General features: G+C 45.7%; 19 protein-coding genes and 1 pseudogene. 12 read left to right on the top strand and 8 right to left on the bottom strand.

From position 1 onward, the window contains the following. Positions 1–137: 137 nt before the first annotated feature. From QUA58_RS08010 to QUA58_RS07990, 5 genes are all read right to left on the bottom strand, one after another. Positions 138–575, bottom strand: a complete 438-nt coding sequence (locus QUA58_RS08010) for a CAAD domain-containing protein (protein ID WP_333393572.1) — start codon at positions 573–575, stop codon at positions 138–140. Between the two features lie 196 nt (positions 576–771). Next, positions 772–1,776 carry a 2-hydroxyacid dehydrogenase gene (locus tag QUA58_RS08005; protein ID WP_333393571.1) on the bottom strand — a complete coding sequence of 335 codons (1,005 nt, stop codon included), beginning with the start codon at positions 1,774–1,776 and terminating at the stop codon, positions 772–774. Positions 1,777–2,065: 289 nt separating this feature from the next. Continuing rightward, complete coding sequence (locus QUA58_RS08000) at positions 2,066–2,800, bottom strand: energy-coupling factor ABC transporter ATP-binding protein (protein ID WP_333393569.1); 735 nt, start codon at positions 2,798–2,800, stop codon at positions 2,066–2,068. A 118-nt stretch (positions 2,801–2,918) separates the two neighbouring features. Continuing rightward, positions 2,919–3,512, bottom strand: a complete 594-nt coding sequence (locus QUA58_RS07995) for an energy-coupling factor transporter transmembrane component T (protein WP_333393567.1) — start codon at positions 3,510–3,512, stop codon at positions 2,919–2,921. A 58-nt stretch (positions 3,513–3,570) separates the two neighbouring features. Continuing rightward, entirely contained in the window at positions 3,571–4,497 is a 927-nt protein-coding gene (locus tag QUA58_RS07990) for an energy-coupling factor ABC transporter permease (protein ID WP_333251031.1), read from the bottom strand. Between the two features lie 95 nt (positions 4,498–4,592). Here QUA58_RS07990 and QUA58_RS07985 point away from each other — a divergent pair, with 95 nt between their 5' ends. From QUA58_RS07985 to QUA58_RS07940, 11 genes and pseudogenes are all read left to right on the top strand, one after another. Next, on the top strand, positions 4,593–4,727 hold the full coding sequence (locus QUA58_RS07985; protein ID WP_333251033.1) for a hypothetical protein: 135 nt from the start codon (positions 4,593–4,595) through the stop codon (positions 4,725–4,727). Between the two features lie 911 nt (positions 4,728–5,638). Continuing rightward, the gene (locus tag QUA58_RS07980) at positions 5,639–5,764 is read left to right on the top strand and encodes a hypothetical protein (protein ID WP_333251038.1); all 126 of its coding nucleotides are present in this window, start codon (positions 5,639–5,641) and stop codon (positions 5,762–5,764) included. Between the two features lie 587 nt (positions 5,765–6,351). After that, a complete protein-coding gene (locus tag QUA58_RS07975) occupies positions 6,352–6,786 on the top strand; it encodes a ferritin-like domain-containing protein (RefSeq protein WP_333251040.1) in 435 nt (144 codons plus the stop codon). A gap of 110 nt (positions 6,787–6,896) precedes the next feature. Continuing rightward, a complete protein-coding gene (locus QUA58_RS07970; protein WP_333251041.1) occupies positions 6,897–7,859 on the top strand; it encodes an FTR1 family protein in 963 nt (320 codons plus the stop codon). Between the two features lie 312 nt (positions 7,860–8,171). Beyond that, on the top strand, positions 8,172–8,909 hold the full coding sequence (locus QUA58_RS07965) for a response regulator transcription factor (RefSeq protein WP_194011399.1): 738 nt from the start codon (positions 8,172–8,174) through the stop codon (positions 8,907–8,909). A 536-nt stretch (positions 8,910–9,445) separates the two neighbouring features. Next, positions 9,446–10,516, top strand: coding sequence for a chlorophyll a/b binding light-harvesting protein (locus tag QUA58_RS07960; protein ID WP_333393565.1), 1,071 nt, complete (start codon positions 9,446–9,448; stop codon positions 10,514–10,516). 22 nt (positions 10,517–10,538) lie between these two features. After that, a pseudogene (locus QUA58_RS07955) lies at positions 10,539–11,549 on the top strand (chlorophyll a/b binding light-harvesting protein); the annotation flags it as partial. Between the two features lie 54 nt (positions 11,550–11,603). Continuing rightward, positions 11,604–12,035 (top strand): photosystem I reaction center subunit XI, encoded by a 432-nt coding sequence (locus QUA58_RS31495; RefSeq protein WP_333118101.1) that lies wholly within the window; start codon positions 11,604–11,606, stop codon positions 12,033–12,035. Positions 12,036–12,249: 214 nt separating this feature from the next. After that, positions 12,250–12,564 (top strand): hypothetical protein, encoded by a 315-nt coding sequence (locus QUA58_RS07950; RefSeq protein WP_333393562.1) that lies wholly within the window; start codon positions 12,250–12,252, stop codon positions 12,562–12,564. Between the two features lie 98 nt (positions 12,565–12,662). Then, the gene (locus QUA58_RS07945; RefSeq protein ID WP_333251049.1) at positions 12,663–13,001 is read left to right on the top strand and encodes a hypothetical protein; all 339 of its coding nucleotides are present in this window, start codon (positions 12,663–12,665) and stop codon (positions 12,999–13,001) included. Between the two features lie 53 nt (positions 13,002–13,054). Then, on the top strand, positions 13,055–13,570 hold the full coding sequence (locus QUA58_RS07940; protein WP_333251051.1) for a transcriptional repressor: 516 nt from the start codon (positions 13,055–13,057) through the stop codon (positions 13,568–13,570). A 384-nt stretch (positions 13,571–13,954) separates the two neighbouring features. Here QUA58_RS07940 and QUA58_RS07935 read toward each other — a convergent pair whose 3' ends face one another. The 3 genes from QUA58_RS07935 to QUA58_RS07925 all read right to left on the bottom strand — a co-directional run bounded on the left by QUA58_RS07935 (position 13,955) and on the right by QUA58_RS07925 (position 15,555). Continuing rightward, a complete protein-coding gene (locus QUA58_RS07935) occupies positions 13,955–14,806 on the bottom strand; it encodes an Npun_R2479 family HD domain-containing metalloprotein (protein ID WP_333251053.1) in 852 nt (283 codons plus the stop codon). 218 nt (positions 14,807–15,024) lie between these two features. Further along, positions 15,025–15,228: a hypothetical protein gene (locus QUA58_RS07930; RefSeq protein WP_333034800.1), complete on the bottom strand. Its 204-nt coding sequence runs from the start codon at positions 15,226–15,228 to the stop codon at positions 15,025–15,027. A gap of 147 nt (positions 15,229–15,375) precedes the next feature. Continuing rightward, positions 15,376–15,555 (bottom strand): hypothetical protein, encoded by a 180-nt coding sequence (locus tag QUA58_RS07925; protein ID WP_333251055.1) that lies wholly within the window; start codon positions 15,553–15,555, stop codon positions 15,376–15,378. Between the two features lie 143 nt (positions 15,556–15,698). Here QUA58_RS07925 and rpsL point away from each other — a divergent pair, with 143 nt between their 5' ends. Further along, positions 15,699–16,079, top strand: coding sequence for a 30S ribosomal protein S12 (gene rpsL / locus QUA58_RS07920; protein ID WP_006632197.1), 381 nt, complete (start codon positions 15,699–15,701; stop codon positions 16,077–16,079). Positions 16,080–16,082 lie beyond the last annotated feature (3 nt).

The raw sequence follows: 16,082 nt of genomic DNA, 5'->3' as shown, positions 1-16,082 counted from the left end.
CAAATATTGCCGAGAGCATCTCATCTTTTAAAAAAATGCAAAACTGAGATGCTCCCAATATTCCCTCTTCCTTCTGTCAACTGATAACTGTCAACTGTCAACTGTCAACTGTCAACTGTCAACTGTCAACTGACAAATTAAGAATCTTTGCCTACAACTTGTTCTTTTAAAGAATCAATTTCCGTTAACAACTCTTGGCGATTAGAAGCCTTGAGCAGATAGCGGTAAACAAACCAACCCGTATATCCCATCCCAATCAACTCAAAAACTGGAGCTACCAAAGGGACATCATTAAGAGCACCTAAAACTCCCAGCATTACCTTAATACTAATACCGCCTGCCAGAATTAAACCAATAGTTATGAGGGGCTTTTGGTAGTCAGCAAAAAAATTAGAGAGATAGGCTGGAAGTTCCGACAAAATTGTAATAACTTGGTCTTTAATATCTTGGAACTGGCTGGTCGTTGTTTCCGTGGTTGTCACTGTAGTCATGACCCCCGGTTTGTCCTCCACCAGATCTACTGTCACGACTTCAGTGATTGTTTGTGTCTCGTCCGAAAAGTTAGCTTGTGTCATTGAATACTTCCTCCGTTGTCAGGTAAAATTGCAGGCTGTGAATTGCTGCCAGTATAATTCTCCGGCAATTAGCACAGCATCCGCGCTGCAGGGACTAATTGATGAGACTAAGGCAGAGTTTCACAAATTGCAAGCAAAAATAACGATATGACTTGATTTTAAACAATTGCCTTCGCTGCCAAATCGGTCTTTTGACTCATTTTTTCACTTGATCGAGGTCGATTTGATTCGGGCATGGGCGTCCTTGTTCAAAGTCGGTGATATTGCCGATCGTGGTTTCGGCGATATTTTTCAAAGCTTCCTCGGTGAAAAAAGCTTGGTGTCCGGTAATCAGGACGTTGGGAAAAGTCAGCAAACGTTGAAAAACGTCGTCTTGAATGACGTGATTTGACAAATCCTCAAAAAACAAATCCGTCTCTTGTTCGTAAACATCTAAGCCGAGGTAGCCAATTATACCAGACTTCAGTGCTTTGGTAACAGCTTTAGTGTCAATCAACTGACCGCGGCTGGTATTGATCAGCATCATTCCCGGTTTCATTTGCCCGATCGCCTCTGCACCGATCAAATGGTAAGTTTCCGGTATCAGCGGACAATGGAGGCTGACAATATCAGAGGCGGCGAATAGTTCCGGGAGTGCGACGTATTCCATGCCTAGGGCGAGGCAATCTGGGTTTTGGTAAACATCGTATCCCAGCAGGCGACACCCGAATCCGTGCAGAATTTGGGCAGTAATTGCGCCAATTCTCCCTGTTCCGACGATGCCCACCGTTTTACCGTGGAGGTCAAAACCCAACAGGCCATCTAGGGCAAAATTGCCTTCGCGGACGCGGTTGTAGGCGCGGTGGATTTTGCGGTTGAGGGACAAAATCATCGCCACTGCGTGTTCGGCGACGGCGTAGGGAGAATAAGCGGGAACTCGCAGCAGAGTTAAGTCTAAATCGCGGGCTACTGCTAAATCGACGTGATTGAATCCGGCCGATCGCAGCGCCAGCAAGCGCACACCATTTTGGGCGATCGCCCGCAGCGTTTTTGCGTCCAAAGTGTCGTTAACGAACGCGCAGACCGCCGGAAATCCCGCAGTTAACACGCTCGTTTCCAGGTTCAGGCGCGGTTCAAAAAACACCAACTCGTGTTGGCCAGCGTTGGCTGCTTCTAAAAAAGTGCGATCGTAGGATTTCGTGCTGAATACAGCTACCTTCATGATTTTTGCCTGCAAATTCAGTAATAGTTAGCAATTCTTTCCAGATTAACTCTCTTTCCCCACCAAAACTCCCTAACCCAAAAAAACAATTTCCCTGAGAAATTTGGAGTTTCCCAACGAAAGCATCTATAAAAAAAGCTAATTTTTGGCATTACGAATGAAAATTTAATAACTTAAGCAATTGCTCGTTACTTTCGCTTTGCCTGGTAATGCAGATTCGGAGGCTCAGCCTCCTTTGATCTCGCAACTTACAGTCTGATGTTGTAGCACTCTACAAACAAATCACCGATTACCAATCTGGCGGCAAATTATAACTTTCAAGAGTTGATTTGTCTTTCATCAAATCTTCAGTGTCTCTGTCAATTTTAATCTCACCATCCGCCAAAATTAACGCCCTTTGAGTCGTTTTTCCGATCCAATTCAAATCGTGGGATGCGATTAAAATTACCTCGACCGGCAATTGCGACAAAACTTTAGCCAAACGCCTGCGCCACGAGGGGTCTAGTCCGTTCGTCGGCTCGTCTAAGATTAAAATTGCAGGCTTTAATGCTAAAATTGCTGCCAAGGCTGCTAACCTTCTTTGACCCCCGGAAAGTTCGTGGGCCGAACGGTTGGCAAATTCGACTAAGCCGAATTCGTCTAATAAATCTAAAGCTCGATCGCGCGCTTCCCCAAGCGACACTCCATAATTGCGCGGCCCGAACGTCACATCCTCTAAAATAGTCGGCATAAATAGCTGGTCGTTAGCATCTTGAAAACAAAATCCTATTTGCTTCCGCGCTTGCGATAAAGTCGCCTGTTCCAGCTTTGTTCCCTGCACTCTAATCTCGCCGGATTGAGGCATTTTTAAGCCGATTAAATTTTCGAGTAAGGTGCTTTTTCCAGCCCCTGTTAAACCCATTAAACCAACTCTTTCTCCGGGTTGCAAATTAAAGGATATTCCCCGCAATACTGGTTTTTGCTGGGGATAGCTGAATACTAGGTCTTGCACTTCAATGGTTGGCGGTGATTTGAGATTAGTCAATTTTTATTTGCCTCGATTTTAGGATTAAGAGTTTTTAACCGCAGAGGGCGCAGAGAACGCAGAGAGGGGAGGGGATAAGGAAAAAGATAGAGGGATGAATTAATCAATTTCCTATGCCCTATGCCCAATTACCGTAAGAAGCTATTGTTAATCCCGCTGCGGTTAAAATTGCGAGTGTCAGCCACAGTCGCTGTTTTGGTGTTGATTGTGATTCGGTGGGCAAACTTCCTTGATAGCCGCGAATCATCATGGCTGCGTGTACTCTTTCTGCGCGATCGAGACTTCGCAAATAAAGCGCTCCGATCATGGAAGCACTGGCGTAGCGCAACCATCCTGCTGTACCAGATAAGCCTCGGAGTTGCGCGGATCTTTTCATGCGGTTGACTTCGGACAGCAAGATTTCTAAGTATTGTCCCGCTAAAAGAACTATCTCTTGCAAACCTGCTGGTAGGGGTAATCCTTTGAGGGCGATTCCGAAACTGTGGGGCGGCAAAGTTAGCAGAAAACTGTTCATAATTAGCAGGCAAATTAGGGAACGCAGCAACAGAAAACTGGCACGTTCCCAACCTTGCGGCAATACTAACAATGACAGAAAAATTAATTCGGCTCCTAACAGTTGTACTAGCGTTCGCAGGGGCGCTCTCAGCCAAAACGACCAAATAAGTGCGATCGCCCCATAAATCCCCAGCCACAGCCAAGCGCCAGTCTTCATAAAACCAATGCCGATTACAATTATCAGAGATAACCGCAATCGAAAAGGTATCGAGAGTTTAAGCATCTTTCGGTTTGACTAATTGAGCAATACCAAAGGCTGCACCGAAGCAGGTGGCCGCTCCCACAACTCCAGCAATGCTAGTACCTATCGGCTGTTCTTCTAATCCTTTAACTGTGTAATCTGCTAAAGGAGTAGGATTTTCGATCGCTACAGCTTCTTTCTCTTTAAAGCCATAATTTTCGGCTACCGATTCTAACCCGTCAGGCCAACTTGAAGCGAACAGCGAAAGCACCCCCGAAATTAATAAAACCCCGATTACTGGCACTACCCATTTTTGCAATTGCGGCTGTTCTCCCGGCAGTAAATCCGGCCGTACTTTGACTAGATAAGTTAAAACTGCACCTGTAATTACCCCTTCGCCAATGCCAATTAAAATATGTATGCCTACCATTGCTGGCAATGCGATATTCAGCGCTACTGTACCAGAAATTGCCAGTTGGATCGCCACACAAATAGAAGCAGCAACGATGCTGAGGGCGGCGGCAATACCCGCAGCTATGGGCAAGCGATTTCTGGAACCTCCCAAGAGTTGCTGCAACGGCTGCAACAGCCACCAGCCCACCCAAATGCCAACGAGCCCCATGTTAAAAATATTCGCACCCAAGGCGGTGATGCCCCCGTCGGCAAACAAGACGCTTTGAATGATAAAAACGGTGCTCATCGCCAAAGTTGCCGCCCAAGGGCTCCCCAAAACCACAGATGCCAGCGCCCCTCCCAACAAGTGTCCGCTGGTGCCGCCGGCTACGGGAAAGTTGATCATCTGGGCTGCAAACACGAAAGCTGTAGTTAAGCCCATGATTGGGGCTTGCCGCGAGCCCAGACTGGTGCGGGTTCGACTTAGGGCAACTGCAATTACTGCTGCACTTGCTATGCCAGTGGCAATGGCTACGGGCGGTGAAAGAAAACCATCAGGTATGTGCATAGATCTATCCCAAACAATTGAACTCCCAACCCTTTAGTCAACTATTTTTTACAAAAATTTACCATCCCCTCTGGGGGTATTGGTGCGGGGGAGCGATGCTCTTCGTTAGCGGGCAATTCGTGGCGGGCGATCGCTTATTTTATATAGATTACCGCCTCAAAGGCAGAATTTTGAGGATGAGAAATTTTATATTAAATAATCCTGAAGAATTATTGGGATATTTTACCTAGCACCCCCACATTGAAGCTTTTTGATAAGAATTATCAATATTTGTTTACAGATTCAACTGCAAAATTGTATTCACCGTCAAGCTCAAGCAAGAATATTAAAAAAACATAAATAATACACTGAAAATATCTCATTGGTTTTATTCTCAACTCCTGAGAATAAATAGCGTTAAGTTTTTGACGACCGCAGCAGTGAAATTAGCAGATAGCTAGTCACAGCCAAAGTATTGCGTGTTCGAGAAACTAAAAAGTCCGAATTATTGCTAGTCAATATAATTACCAGTAGGTTTGCGGTTGTCGATCGCACATTGGCGCGATCGGCTTTGCCCGCAGGAGCTGCATTATCAAGAAACTCAAAATACTAATGCGCTTATTCTCAAGTAATTTTCCGCACAACCTACAGGATATTTGCCAGTGGTGCAACACCCAAGACTCAACTACCGATTTACTTCCATCTGAATTTTCCAAATAGTTAGATATCGCTCAAATTTCACTCTCACAAAAGTTACTCTGGGGTGGCAGCATGGTGAGCGGACTAGGTGTTGATAAAATTCGCGCTTTGTCGTTATTAGTTAGCGGTTAATTATTAATTACCATTTTCAACAGATGAATCAGATCACCAGATAATTTTCACGCAAAAATTATGCAAATTGTGAACCTTATTTTTCTGGATTTTTGCTTTATTGGTTGCTTGCAGAGCTATGTCCTGGCATCCTCTATTCCCCTATTAGCCATGAACTTAAGTAATGTGAAATTTGATTTATGGAGACAAAAAATAAGCCACTCCCGGCGAGGAAGATGCACAAGTTTGTTTGGGTTTGTGTAGGAGTTTTTACCCTATTTATTGAAACTTATCCAATTGCAATCTTTCGGCAACACAAAAAGAAAACTTTCGCGGTATTTACGTCAAGTCTATGACAATCGAGTGGAAAAATCCTTCTGACGCACCAGCAGATGTTAATGCTGTTGCGAATAAGCCGACGGAATCTGCTATTGCAAGTAGCAGCGGTAAGGTTCTGGCTGCAAATAGTTCTAATTGAGCTGTTTACAGCCACAAAAAGCTGCCTGACAAGTTGGTTGATGTTGCACCTTTTACTAATAAGTAAACTGAATCGGCTATTGCGAGTAGCCGTACAAAGAAGACTGTGCAAGTTTTGCCTGTATCAGCAAGCAAGGAGTTCAGGCGGTCAATGGGACTAATTAGACAGCAGAAATTACGGATCGGGCAAAGTTAGAGGAGTTAATTCTGAAACTGTACGATCGTCGCATCGATCGAAGTTGGCAAGCTAGCCCTACATTCAACTCAAAATCTAGTCGATCGGGTCAGCGTCAGTCAAGATGGGGCGATCGACAATTTCGAGCCCCTCAATCAACCAGCCAAGGATTATACCCAAGAAACTCCTTTGCCAAATCTGCTCAAATCTTCCGAAACTAGCAGCAACAGTGCAGCACCCGTGGCTAAGTTTACTGTAGTGTTTGCTCCTATTGGAACCTTAGAAGTTAACCCGTAACTCACATAGAACATCTATCCGGTAAGGTGCGCCATCAGCACCTTATTTTAAATTTTTAACTTAAATGTGATATTATAAACAGCGCCCTCTAAGGCCTGCTACTTCTAAAACAACAAATGAAAGAACTTGACGAGAAAAAAACCCAGGAACTGCTATGCACCATCATGGAATGGGAACTTGCAGGTGTCGTGCGCTATACCCACTATTCACTAATGGTGACAGGGCCAAACCGGATTCCCATCGTGCAGTTTTTTAAAGCACAAGCAACGGAATCCTTACTCCACGCCCAACAAGCAGGAGAAATTCTCACCGGTTTAGAGGGGCATCCCAGTCAGAAAATTGCTCCCATCGAAGAAACCTACAAACACTCTGTGAAAGACTTATTGGAAGAAAGTTTAAATCACGAGAAAAAAGCGCTTAAAAAGTATAAATCTTTCCTTGAAGTTGTGACTGACTCCAGCGTTTATTTGGAAGAATATGCCCGCAATCTGATTGGACAAGAAGAATTGCACCAAGTAGAATTGAAAAAAATGCTGCGGGATTATAGTTGATTTAATCATTGGTTATTGGTTATTGGTTAGTGGTGAGTTGTTATTTCCAATGACCAATGACCAATGCCTCATGCCCATGCCCCATCCCCCATGCCCCATGATTATAAAAAATGAATTTTAGCGAAGCGGTACCGACTTTTGTAATTACCCTGCGCGAAGGCGTAGAAGCCGCCTTAGTCGTCGGAATAGTCCTAGCTTGCTTGAAAAAAGCGGAGCAAAGCAATCTCAATTCCTGGGTTTATGCAGGTGTCGGAGCCGGCATTGCTGCTAGCGGTTTTGTAGGTGTATTGTTTAATGGATTGCTCGCCGCACTATCAACATCTAATCAGCCTTACGCACCGGCAATTAAACAGCTACTAGAAGGTGTGTTGGGAATTGTGGCGATCGCCATGCTAAGCTGGATGCTAATTTGGATGACTCAGCAAGCCCGCTTTCTCAAAGCAGAAGTGGAAGGAGCAGTTACAGCAGCTTTGACAGAAAATACTCAAGCTGGTTGGGGCGTGTTCGGCTTAATTTTTATCGCCGTACTTCGCGAAGGTTTTGAAACAGTTATATTTGTCAGCGCTCAATTTCAACAAGGTTTAAGTCCGGCTTTAGGTGCTTTAGGCGGTTTGATTGGGGCTGCGATATTTGGCGCGCTGCTGTTTAAGTGGGGTATCAAAATTGATATCCGCCAGTTTTTCAAGTTTATGGGGATTTTGTTGCTGTTAATTGTTGCGGGTTTAGCAGTATCTGCACTGAAACATTTTGACCAAGCGGCTGCCATTTTGTCGCAGATGGATAGTAAATATGCAGCGCTTTGTGTTTATTTCGATCGCACTTCACAAATTCACTCTTGTATTTTAGGGCCGCTGGTGTGGAATGCAGAAGCAGTTTTGCCCGATCGGCAATTTCCGGGAGTTTTTCTCAAAGCACTATTTGGATACAGAGATCGACTTTATCTCATCCAAGCAGCAGTTTACATCACATTTTTAGCAACAATCGGCAATCTTTATTTCCAAAAACTAGGCGCTAAACCAACCGTTTCGGGCAACAACACTCAGCCTGCTCAAAACACAAATATCGCCCCATAGTTGTCAACCCTGTACCTGCCCGCCCGCCCAGAATCTTCTCTAAAACCTCAAATCGCCGGAAAAATTCCTCTTCCGAAGTCTCGCCCGCACGCAGATATCCTGCTGCAGGCCAGATTTTTGGCGATCAAGCTTTCTGATAGACTCCCTTAGCGCTTACAATTAGTACAAGAATATTTACACAGCTCAAAAAGTTCTTAATCAACCTTATAATCCTTAATGAAGCTTAAAATTAAAAAATTGTTCGTTAAAGTTACCTGGAACCCCCAGAAGGCTGTAGGCTCTGCCATTCGGTTAGCGGTGAGATAAATAATGATGCCTCGGATACTTGTTATTGATGATGACGCGGCGATCGCCGAACTGGTAGCCGTCAACCTAGAAATGGCTGGCTACGAAGTCACCCAGGCAGAAGACGGCATCAAAGGTCAGGCACTGGCAATACAACTGCTGCCAGATCTGATCGTCCTAGACCTGATGTTGCCTAGAGTAGACGGATTCACAGTATGCCAGCGTTTGCGGAGGGACGATCGCACATCCGACATACCCGTCTTGATGTTGACAGCCTTAAGTCAAACTCAAGACAAAGTAGAAGGCTTCAACTCCGGCGCCGACGATTACCTGACCAAACCCTTTGAACTAGAAGAGATGCTAGCGCGAGTGCGAGCCCTGCTGAGGCGCACAGACCGCATCCCCCAAGCAGCGAAACACTCCGAAATCCTGAATTACGGCCCGCTGACCCTCGTCCCCGAAAGGTTTGAAGCTGTTTGGTACGTTAATACCGTCAAACTGACTCACCTAGAGTTCGAGTTGCTGCACTGCTTGCTGCAGCGCCACGGTCAAACAGTCTCTCCCAGCGAAATCCTCAAAGAAGTGTGGGGTTACGACCCAGACGACGACATCGAAACAATTCGCGTACACATCAGACACCTGAGAACCAAGATGGAACCCGATCCCCGCCATCCTCGGTACATCAAAACCGTATACGGTGCGGGTTATTGCCTCGAATTGCCCAGCAACGAGCAAGTCGCCGAGGAAAGCAAATCCTCTGCTTGAACGGGCGCGCCAGATTCCACAAGCAGTTAAAAATTTCGATAGAAAAGCCTGAGAGCAAACGCTCTCAGGCTTTGTGGTTTGGAGTTTGAGTTGAATATGCCGACAAGTAGCCATTTATTCTCTTAATTGAGAAAAAACAATCCCGCACCGTCTTTTAGTCCCACTTCGATCGAAGCTTACCCAGAAGAAAGTACCGGATTTGTTCTGCCACCTTGTCTTTTCCCAGAGGATGAGATAGCTACTTAAACAACAATAAGCTTAGTAAGACTATTTGTCAATAAAAGTTTTAAATTAGATCTAATCTTTATTTTTTCCAATCACGGGCAAACTTGCCGTCAAGCCTAGAAACCAGTCATAGGCTTGATTTGACGATATTTTACACCGTTGTGTTACATATTTTAACCAAATTAAGTGAAAAACTTTATCAAAAAGCCCTTGACGAAACTTCTAAAATTGTTGATTATCTATATCAATAAGCCGCAAGCGCTTAAAACTCAACTGACATCCTTCACAAGAGGTAAATCGCCGTGACAAGCATGGCCAAAAAATCCTTCCCAGCCGAAGGAGAAACCTTTCCCTGGTGGGCAGGCAACGCCCGCTTAATCAACCTTTCCGGTCGTTTGCTCGGCGCCCACGTCGCCCAGGCCGGCCTCATCGTCCTCTGGGCGGGAGCTTATACCCTATTTGAGCTTTCCCGTTTCAACCCAGAATTTCCCATGTACGAACAAGGCTTAATCCTGTTGCCAAACCTAGCCCGACTCGGCTTTGGAGTTGGTGCCGGAGGCAAAATTGTCGATACTTATCCGTACTTTCAGATTGGTGTAATTCACCTAATTAGCTCAGCCTTTCTCGGCTTCGGCGGCATCTTTCATTCTCTCAAAGGGCCCGCCACCCTCGAAGAAAAAACTCCTTTCTTCGGCTACAGATGGGAAGACGCAGATAAAATGACCACCATCTTGGGCATCCACCTAGTTTTGCTTGGTGTCGGTGCCTTGTTGTTGGTGGCCAAAGCTATGTATTTCGGTGGTTTATATGATACCACGATCGGGCAAGTGCGGGTAATTTCGGAACCCACTTTCAATCCCGCCGTGATTTTCGGCTACCTGTTCGGTGCAGGTGGCACGCACTGGCTCGCCTCTGTTGACAATCTCGAAGATGTTGTCGGCGGACATATCTGGGTAGGAATCCTCTGCACAGCCGGCGGCCTCTGGCACATTCGCACTCAACCTTTTGCTTGGGCAAAACGCCTGTTCATCTGGTCAGGAGAAGCTTACCTCTCCTACAGTCTCGGTGCCTTAGCCTTAATGGGTTTCATCGCAGCCTACTTTGTTTCAGTCAACACCATTGCTTACCCAGAGGAATTCTACGGGCCGACTTTAAAAATTGGCTTCGAGCAGTTCCCCTACTTCCACAGCGAAGGAATGCTGACCTCCCGCGTCTGGTTGGCTAACACCCACTTCTGGCTCGCCTTCTTCGTTCTGCAAGGGCATTTCTGGCACGCTTTGCGATCGGCAGGATTTGATTTCCGCAAAGGCAAAGTCGTGCAAGCAATGCGCGAAGATATCCAGCCCGAAGGAAATAAAGTTGCAGCCAGTCCAGCCAGTTAACCGCATCAGGAGGAAAGCGAAAATGCAAGCAATAACAGATCAGAATTTAATTTCAGAGCCGGAAAACTCAGAAAACGAGTACGGCTGGTGGGCCGGTAACGCCCGCTTCACCAACCTTTCAGGACGAATTTTGGGAGCTCACGTCGCTCACGCGGGCTTGATTGTATTCTGGGCCGGAGCGATGACTCTGTTTGAACTTTCAAACTTTAACCCAGAGTTGCCGATGTACAACCAAGGTTTAATCTTGCTGCCGCATTTGGCAAGTTTGGGTTTGGGAGTAGGAGCAGGCGGTCAAATTGTTGATACCTATCCCTATTTTGCGATCGGAGTTGTGCATCTAATTAGTTCCGCAGTTCTCGGTGCCGGCGGTCTTTACCATTCCTTGCTCGGCCCGAAAGTATTGCCGCAAAACAAAACATTCTTTGGTTCCTTCGGCTACGACTGGGAAGACAAAGACAAAATGACAACCATCATCGGCATTCACCTATTGCTATTAGGTGCTGGTGCTTGGTTGTTAGTAGCAAAAGCCTTATTTTGGGGCGGTCTTTACGATCCCCACGTTGCTGACGTGCGGATAATTAGCGAACCAACCCTCAATCCCGCCCGCATTTTTAGCTATCTTTTACCAGTGCGCGGCCCGGAAGGAATGGCAGCAGTTGATAACTTAGAAGATGTTGTCGGCGGTCACATTTATGTTGGCTTGCTCTGCATTCTTGGCGGTTTCTGGCATATCTTCACTAAGCCTTTTGCTTGGGCCCAGCGAGTGCTGTTTTGGTCTGGCGAAGCTTACCTTTCTTACAGTTTGGGCGCTCTGGCTTATATGGGCTTTTTGGCCGCCTACTTTGTGACTGTAAATGACACTGTTTATCCAGAGGTTTTCTACGGCCCGGTGGGTTTGAGCGGCCCGGAGACAGCGGTTGTTTCTTCGCGGACTTGGCTCGCAACAAGCCACTTTGTGTTAGCGATTTTGGCACTTTGCGGCCATATTTGGCACGCGCTGCGCGTTCGGACAAAAGCGGCGGGATTTGATTTTCGATCGGGCGAATTTGTAACTGCAACTGCTAGCAAGGTTGAAAAATCGCCTCAGATGCAAGCTCAACCTGCGGCAGCAACAGCAGTTAGTTTTTCCGATGTGACTGTAACTTTTTTGCGGAATTTGCCGATTTACCGCAAGGGATTGTCTCCCATAGTCAGGGGATTAGAAGTTAGCTTGGCTCACGGCTATTTCCTAGTAGGAGCTTTTGCAGTATTGCTGCCTTTACAAGAAAAAGGTTTAGCACCGCTGGCAGCATTGCTGGTAACTCTGGCATTGGTGTTGATTCTGTCAACGGGTCTTTCGATTTACGAGAATCGGAAGATTGAAGCAGGTAAAGTTCTTTACTGGCACAAAACGCCTGAAGATTGGAGTTTATTCCGGGGCGGTTTGGTAATGGGCGGTACCAGCGGAGCATTCCTTGCCTATTTGCTGTTAGATAATTTTGCTGGCATTGATGCAATCTTCCGGGGGGTTGTGAACTGAAATAAAAACGGTTTGTAGTGCGGAATTAATTCCGCACTGCGAAAAACTAAATAACCGGGTTTCTGTCCGCTACTTGCGGCACTAATACCTTCAAGAAATCCGGTTTTTTCTCAAGTCATAGCTAAATTTCTGTCAAATCATACCTGATTCGTAGGACTTAAACACTCCTGGACTCACTCCCACCAAAGAAACTGGGTTTTTACCGAATCTACGGATGACCACAAGTCTTTTCGTAAAAACCCCGGTTTCTGAACCTTCATTCGTAAGTCTTATTCAAATTTTGCCGATTTCAAAAAACTCTGCAAAAAATGTGAATGGCAACAAGATTCAAGTTAAAAATTGCCCAGATATTAATTTTACGAGGGAAATAACTGTGACAATTGCTAGCATTAACGGCTTGGGAAAGGATGAAGCGAATTTTAAGTTTTGGGTTGGTAATGCCCGCCTAAATGCACAATTTTTATTGGGTGTAACAGCGCTTGCCGGTCACATCTGGCACGCTTGTCGCGCCCGCCTTAATAGAAACTGAATGCAGTTTAATCAAGATAAGCAAGAAACAAAGTTGAAGTTTCTTGCTTAAACTTCATCAGTTCTGGATTTGTAGGTACCAAGAGAGAAAATTAGTCTATGACTGTTTTTATGTGCTGTTTTTGTATCGTAACTGTGATGGTTATGTTTTTGTGGAGTGTTTCGGTAGCGCTGCGCGAAGGAGTTTATCAACTCCGGCGCTTGCACCAAATTCCCTGTGCGGATTGCGAGTTTTTTACTAATGACTACCGTCTCAAGTGTACGGTGCGGCCGTGCGTTGCTTGTACTGAAAATGCGATCGGCTGTACTGACTTTGAACCAAAGACTTATTTTGCCAATTCTTGCCAGCAACATTGCTCTAGGGCTCACAAAGATTATGCAGAAAAACAGACCACTAATCCTTCTCTTCCACCTTTAGCAACCGGAATTAGGATCTAGTAAATTCCCCCTAACACAGGGGAAATTATAACAATTATTGGGACAAATTTGCTATGAATCTATACAGCGCTAACTCACTCAAAGTCGAACTCAACCAGAGAGGCTGCCGCCTGACTCCCCAGCGAGAAACTATTTTGAGTGTCTTTCAAAATCTGCGGCAAGGCAATCATTTAAGTGCCGAAGAATTATACAAGACTTTGCAGAATCAAGGAGAAACAATTGGCTTGTCTACTGTCTATAGAACGCTGCATTTATTAGCAAGAATTGGGATTTTGCGTGAATTAGAATTAGCAGAAGGACACAAACATTACGAATTGAATTTGCCGGAATTGCACCACCACCACCATCTGGTTTGCATTCAGTGTCACAAAACCTTTGAATTTAGCGATGAATCGATTTTAAAAGTTGGCAAAAAGCAAGTTGACAAAGCTGGTGTTGAACTGCTTGACTGTCAATTAACTGTGCGTGCTGTGTGTTTGGAAGCGCTTCGGGAGGGATGGCCTTCTTTGCTGCCGAGCAGTTGGTCATGTCCGCGATATCATTCGGAAATTGAGGAGGAAATTAGTTGAGTCGGATGAAATACACTTCGGTAATGGGGAATTAGTAATTGGTAATTGGTAATTGGTAACTCAGGTACGGCAATAGCGTTGCAAGGAATGTTAGCGAAGTGATTCGTCAGAAAGCAATCTCACGCCTTCAAAACTTGCCGTCTTTCCCTTCCTCTTAATAGCGTTGCAAGGAATTTAACAGTTGACAGTTGACAGTTGACTTCGGAGTGCGAAGTTTTTAGGCAGGGGATTTAAGCCCCTGCCTAAAAACAATCCACCTAAAGGTGGGGGCTTAAATCCGCTGTGCTTTGGTTAGCGAAGTGATTCTTCAGAAAGCAATCTCACACCTTCAAAACTTGCCGCCTTCCACTTCCCCTTCCGCTTCCGCTTCCGCTTCCCCTTGCATCAAGCAACCTCAGAATCGCAACGTTGGTGTTCCATCCGAAATATGTTAGCGTACAAACTAGCAACAATTTGTTTACCTTCCTGCGTCAACTGCAAGTAACCGAGAGATTCGCTGATGTGAGGATAAATGCCGCTCCAGTAAAACTTAGAGTAGCTTTGCAGCAAGTCGCCCGGATGTCGGTAGCCCAAAATTTTAGTAGCACCGCTTTCTTCCAACTCGTAAAATAGCGCGCCAATTTTCTGCAAATATTGCGGGTTGCTGAGCTGACCTATCAAGTCAGCACCGCGCACTAAACTAGAGTAATTAACTGCATCCTCGTCAGTGTTACCGTCAAGCACCGAGAAACGAGTCTGTTCTATGTTCTGCTTAATTATCTCAGCATTAATTAGCTTGTGGTTGCCGAAGCGCTCGTCAATGAACAATTTAGCTCTGTCAACTCGGTAAGGAGCTAGGCTAGCCGCTGTTGCACCGGGAGCAAGTGCAATTCTCATACCATCTTTTCCAGTAGCATACAATCCTTCTGATTCTTGGTCTTGCCGGCAAACTCCTTTGACATATCCGATGTCTTGGCACAGCAAAGAAATGATGAAGTGCAGCCAATCTTCGCAGGAAACTCCGCCCTTGCGAATGTGTTTTCCCCGCAAGATTTCTTGACCGACTAAGCTAATGCAAATGGCGTGTTCTACATTGTGATAAAGAGCGTCGCTGTTGGCGATGTTTTCTAACGCCATTGCCCCCACCCAGGCAATAATGTCAGCATAGTCTGATTTGTAGCCTCCGTAAGTGCGGCTGTACCCGTTCTGAAGTTGTTCGATGAAAGCCTCGATCAGCAGTTCTGTAGAATTAAACATACCCTGTCCTTTTACCTTAATATTTCCTTTTAAGAGCGGTGCATCTATTGGGGAGTCCTTTAATTTTATGGATGAGATTTTAGCTCACAACTCATGCACCCCGTGTGCGTTATGCTCTGTGGGTGCCAAGTGGGTGGCAATCTCAAAACTCATTGACGCAGCTACGCCCGGGGAGTCGCCAAGCAATCTCGCGCCCTGACTCAAAATTCCCAAGTAACTCAGTCCATCACTGACACCCATCCCCGCCGTACTGCATACAGCAGCCTGCTGACAATTTTTCTATCCTCTGAACTTTTTAAACTGTGAGAATTAATTGCGTATTGGATTTGCTGGAACACAGTCCGATCGATCTTACCGGATTTCCAAATGTTCAAGTAAAGTTCGGAAATTTTATATTCAGGAATATAAGCTTTGGTTGTCATCTGCCGTCAACTCAATGTATATTTCTTATTATCCGGCAATTTTAGATAACTTTATGTGATATCGATCGGCTATAGACTGTGATGCGATCGCAGGCTGAAGTTAATGCGCCTCTCCTAATAATGGTAATTTGATCGATGGTAATTTGATCAAAAAAGCGCGATATTGCGATCGTCATAAATTTTGCTGACGGCTGTGACAATCATCATAGTTGCGCCTAAATTATAGGATGTCACATACCATTCGCCCGTTGCGCTCGCCCCCTCCCAACTTGCAGCAAGGAAGGAAGTTTGAGTGCTAGTCGCGCAAATTTCTTGCCAAAGAAACACGCGTCGTGTACAATATAGAGTCTGGTATCCTCACTTACCCATAATTATTTTCATTCATCCCGTCCCCCCAGAGGGGAAGGGACTTTCAGTGCGGATACAGCCAAATCACTATATTCAGCAAAAAGCTAGAAATGCCGTAACTCATGCCCACTATTCAGCAACTCATCCGTTCAGCACGGGAACAAACGCAGAAAAAAACCAAATCGCCAGCTCTCAAGAGTTGCCCCCAGCGCCGCGGAGTTTGCACCAGAGTGTACACGACCACCCCGAAAAAACCCAACTCGGCGCTGCGGAAGGTGGCTCGGGTACGGCTGACCTCTGGTTTTGAAGTCACCGCCTACATCCCCGGCATCGGTCACAACTTGCAAGAACACTCGGTAGTAATGATCCGGGGCGGTCGGGTAAAAGATTTGCCCGGAGTTAGATACCACATCATTCGCGGTACATTAGACACGGCCGGTGTGAAAGACCGCAAACAAGGTCGTTCCAAGTACGGGGCCAAGCGTCCTAAAGAGAAAAAATAACAC

Source organism: Microcoleus sp. N9_A1 (assembly GCF_036701795.1).
Classification (GTDB): Bacteria; Cyanobacteriota; Cyanobacteriia; order Cyanobacteriales; family Microcoleaceae; genus Microcoleus.
The sequence above is the reverse complement of the archived record's forward strand: the minus strand, read 5'-3'. Positions and strand labels throughout refer to the sequence as shown.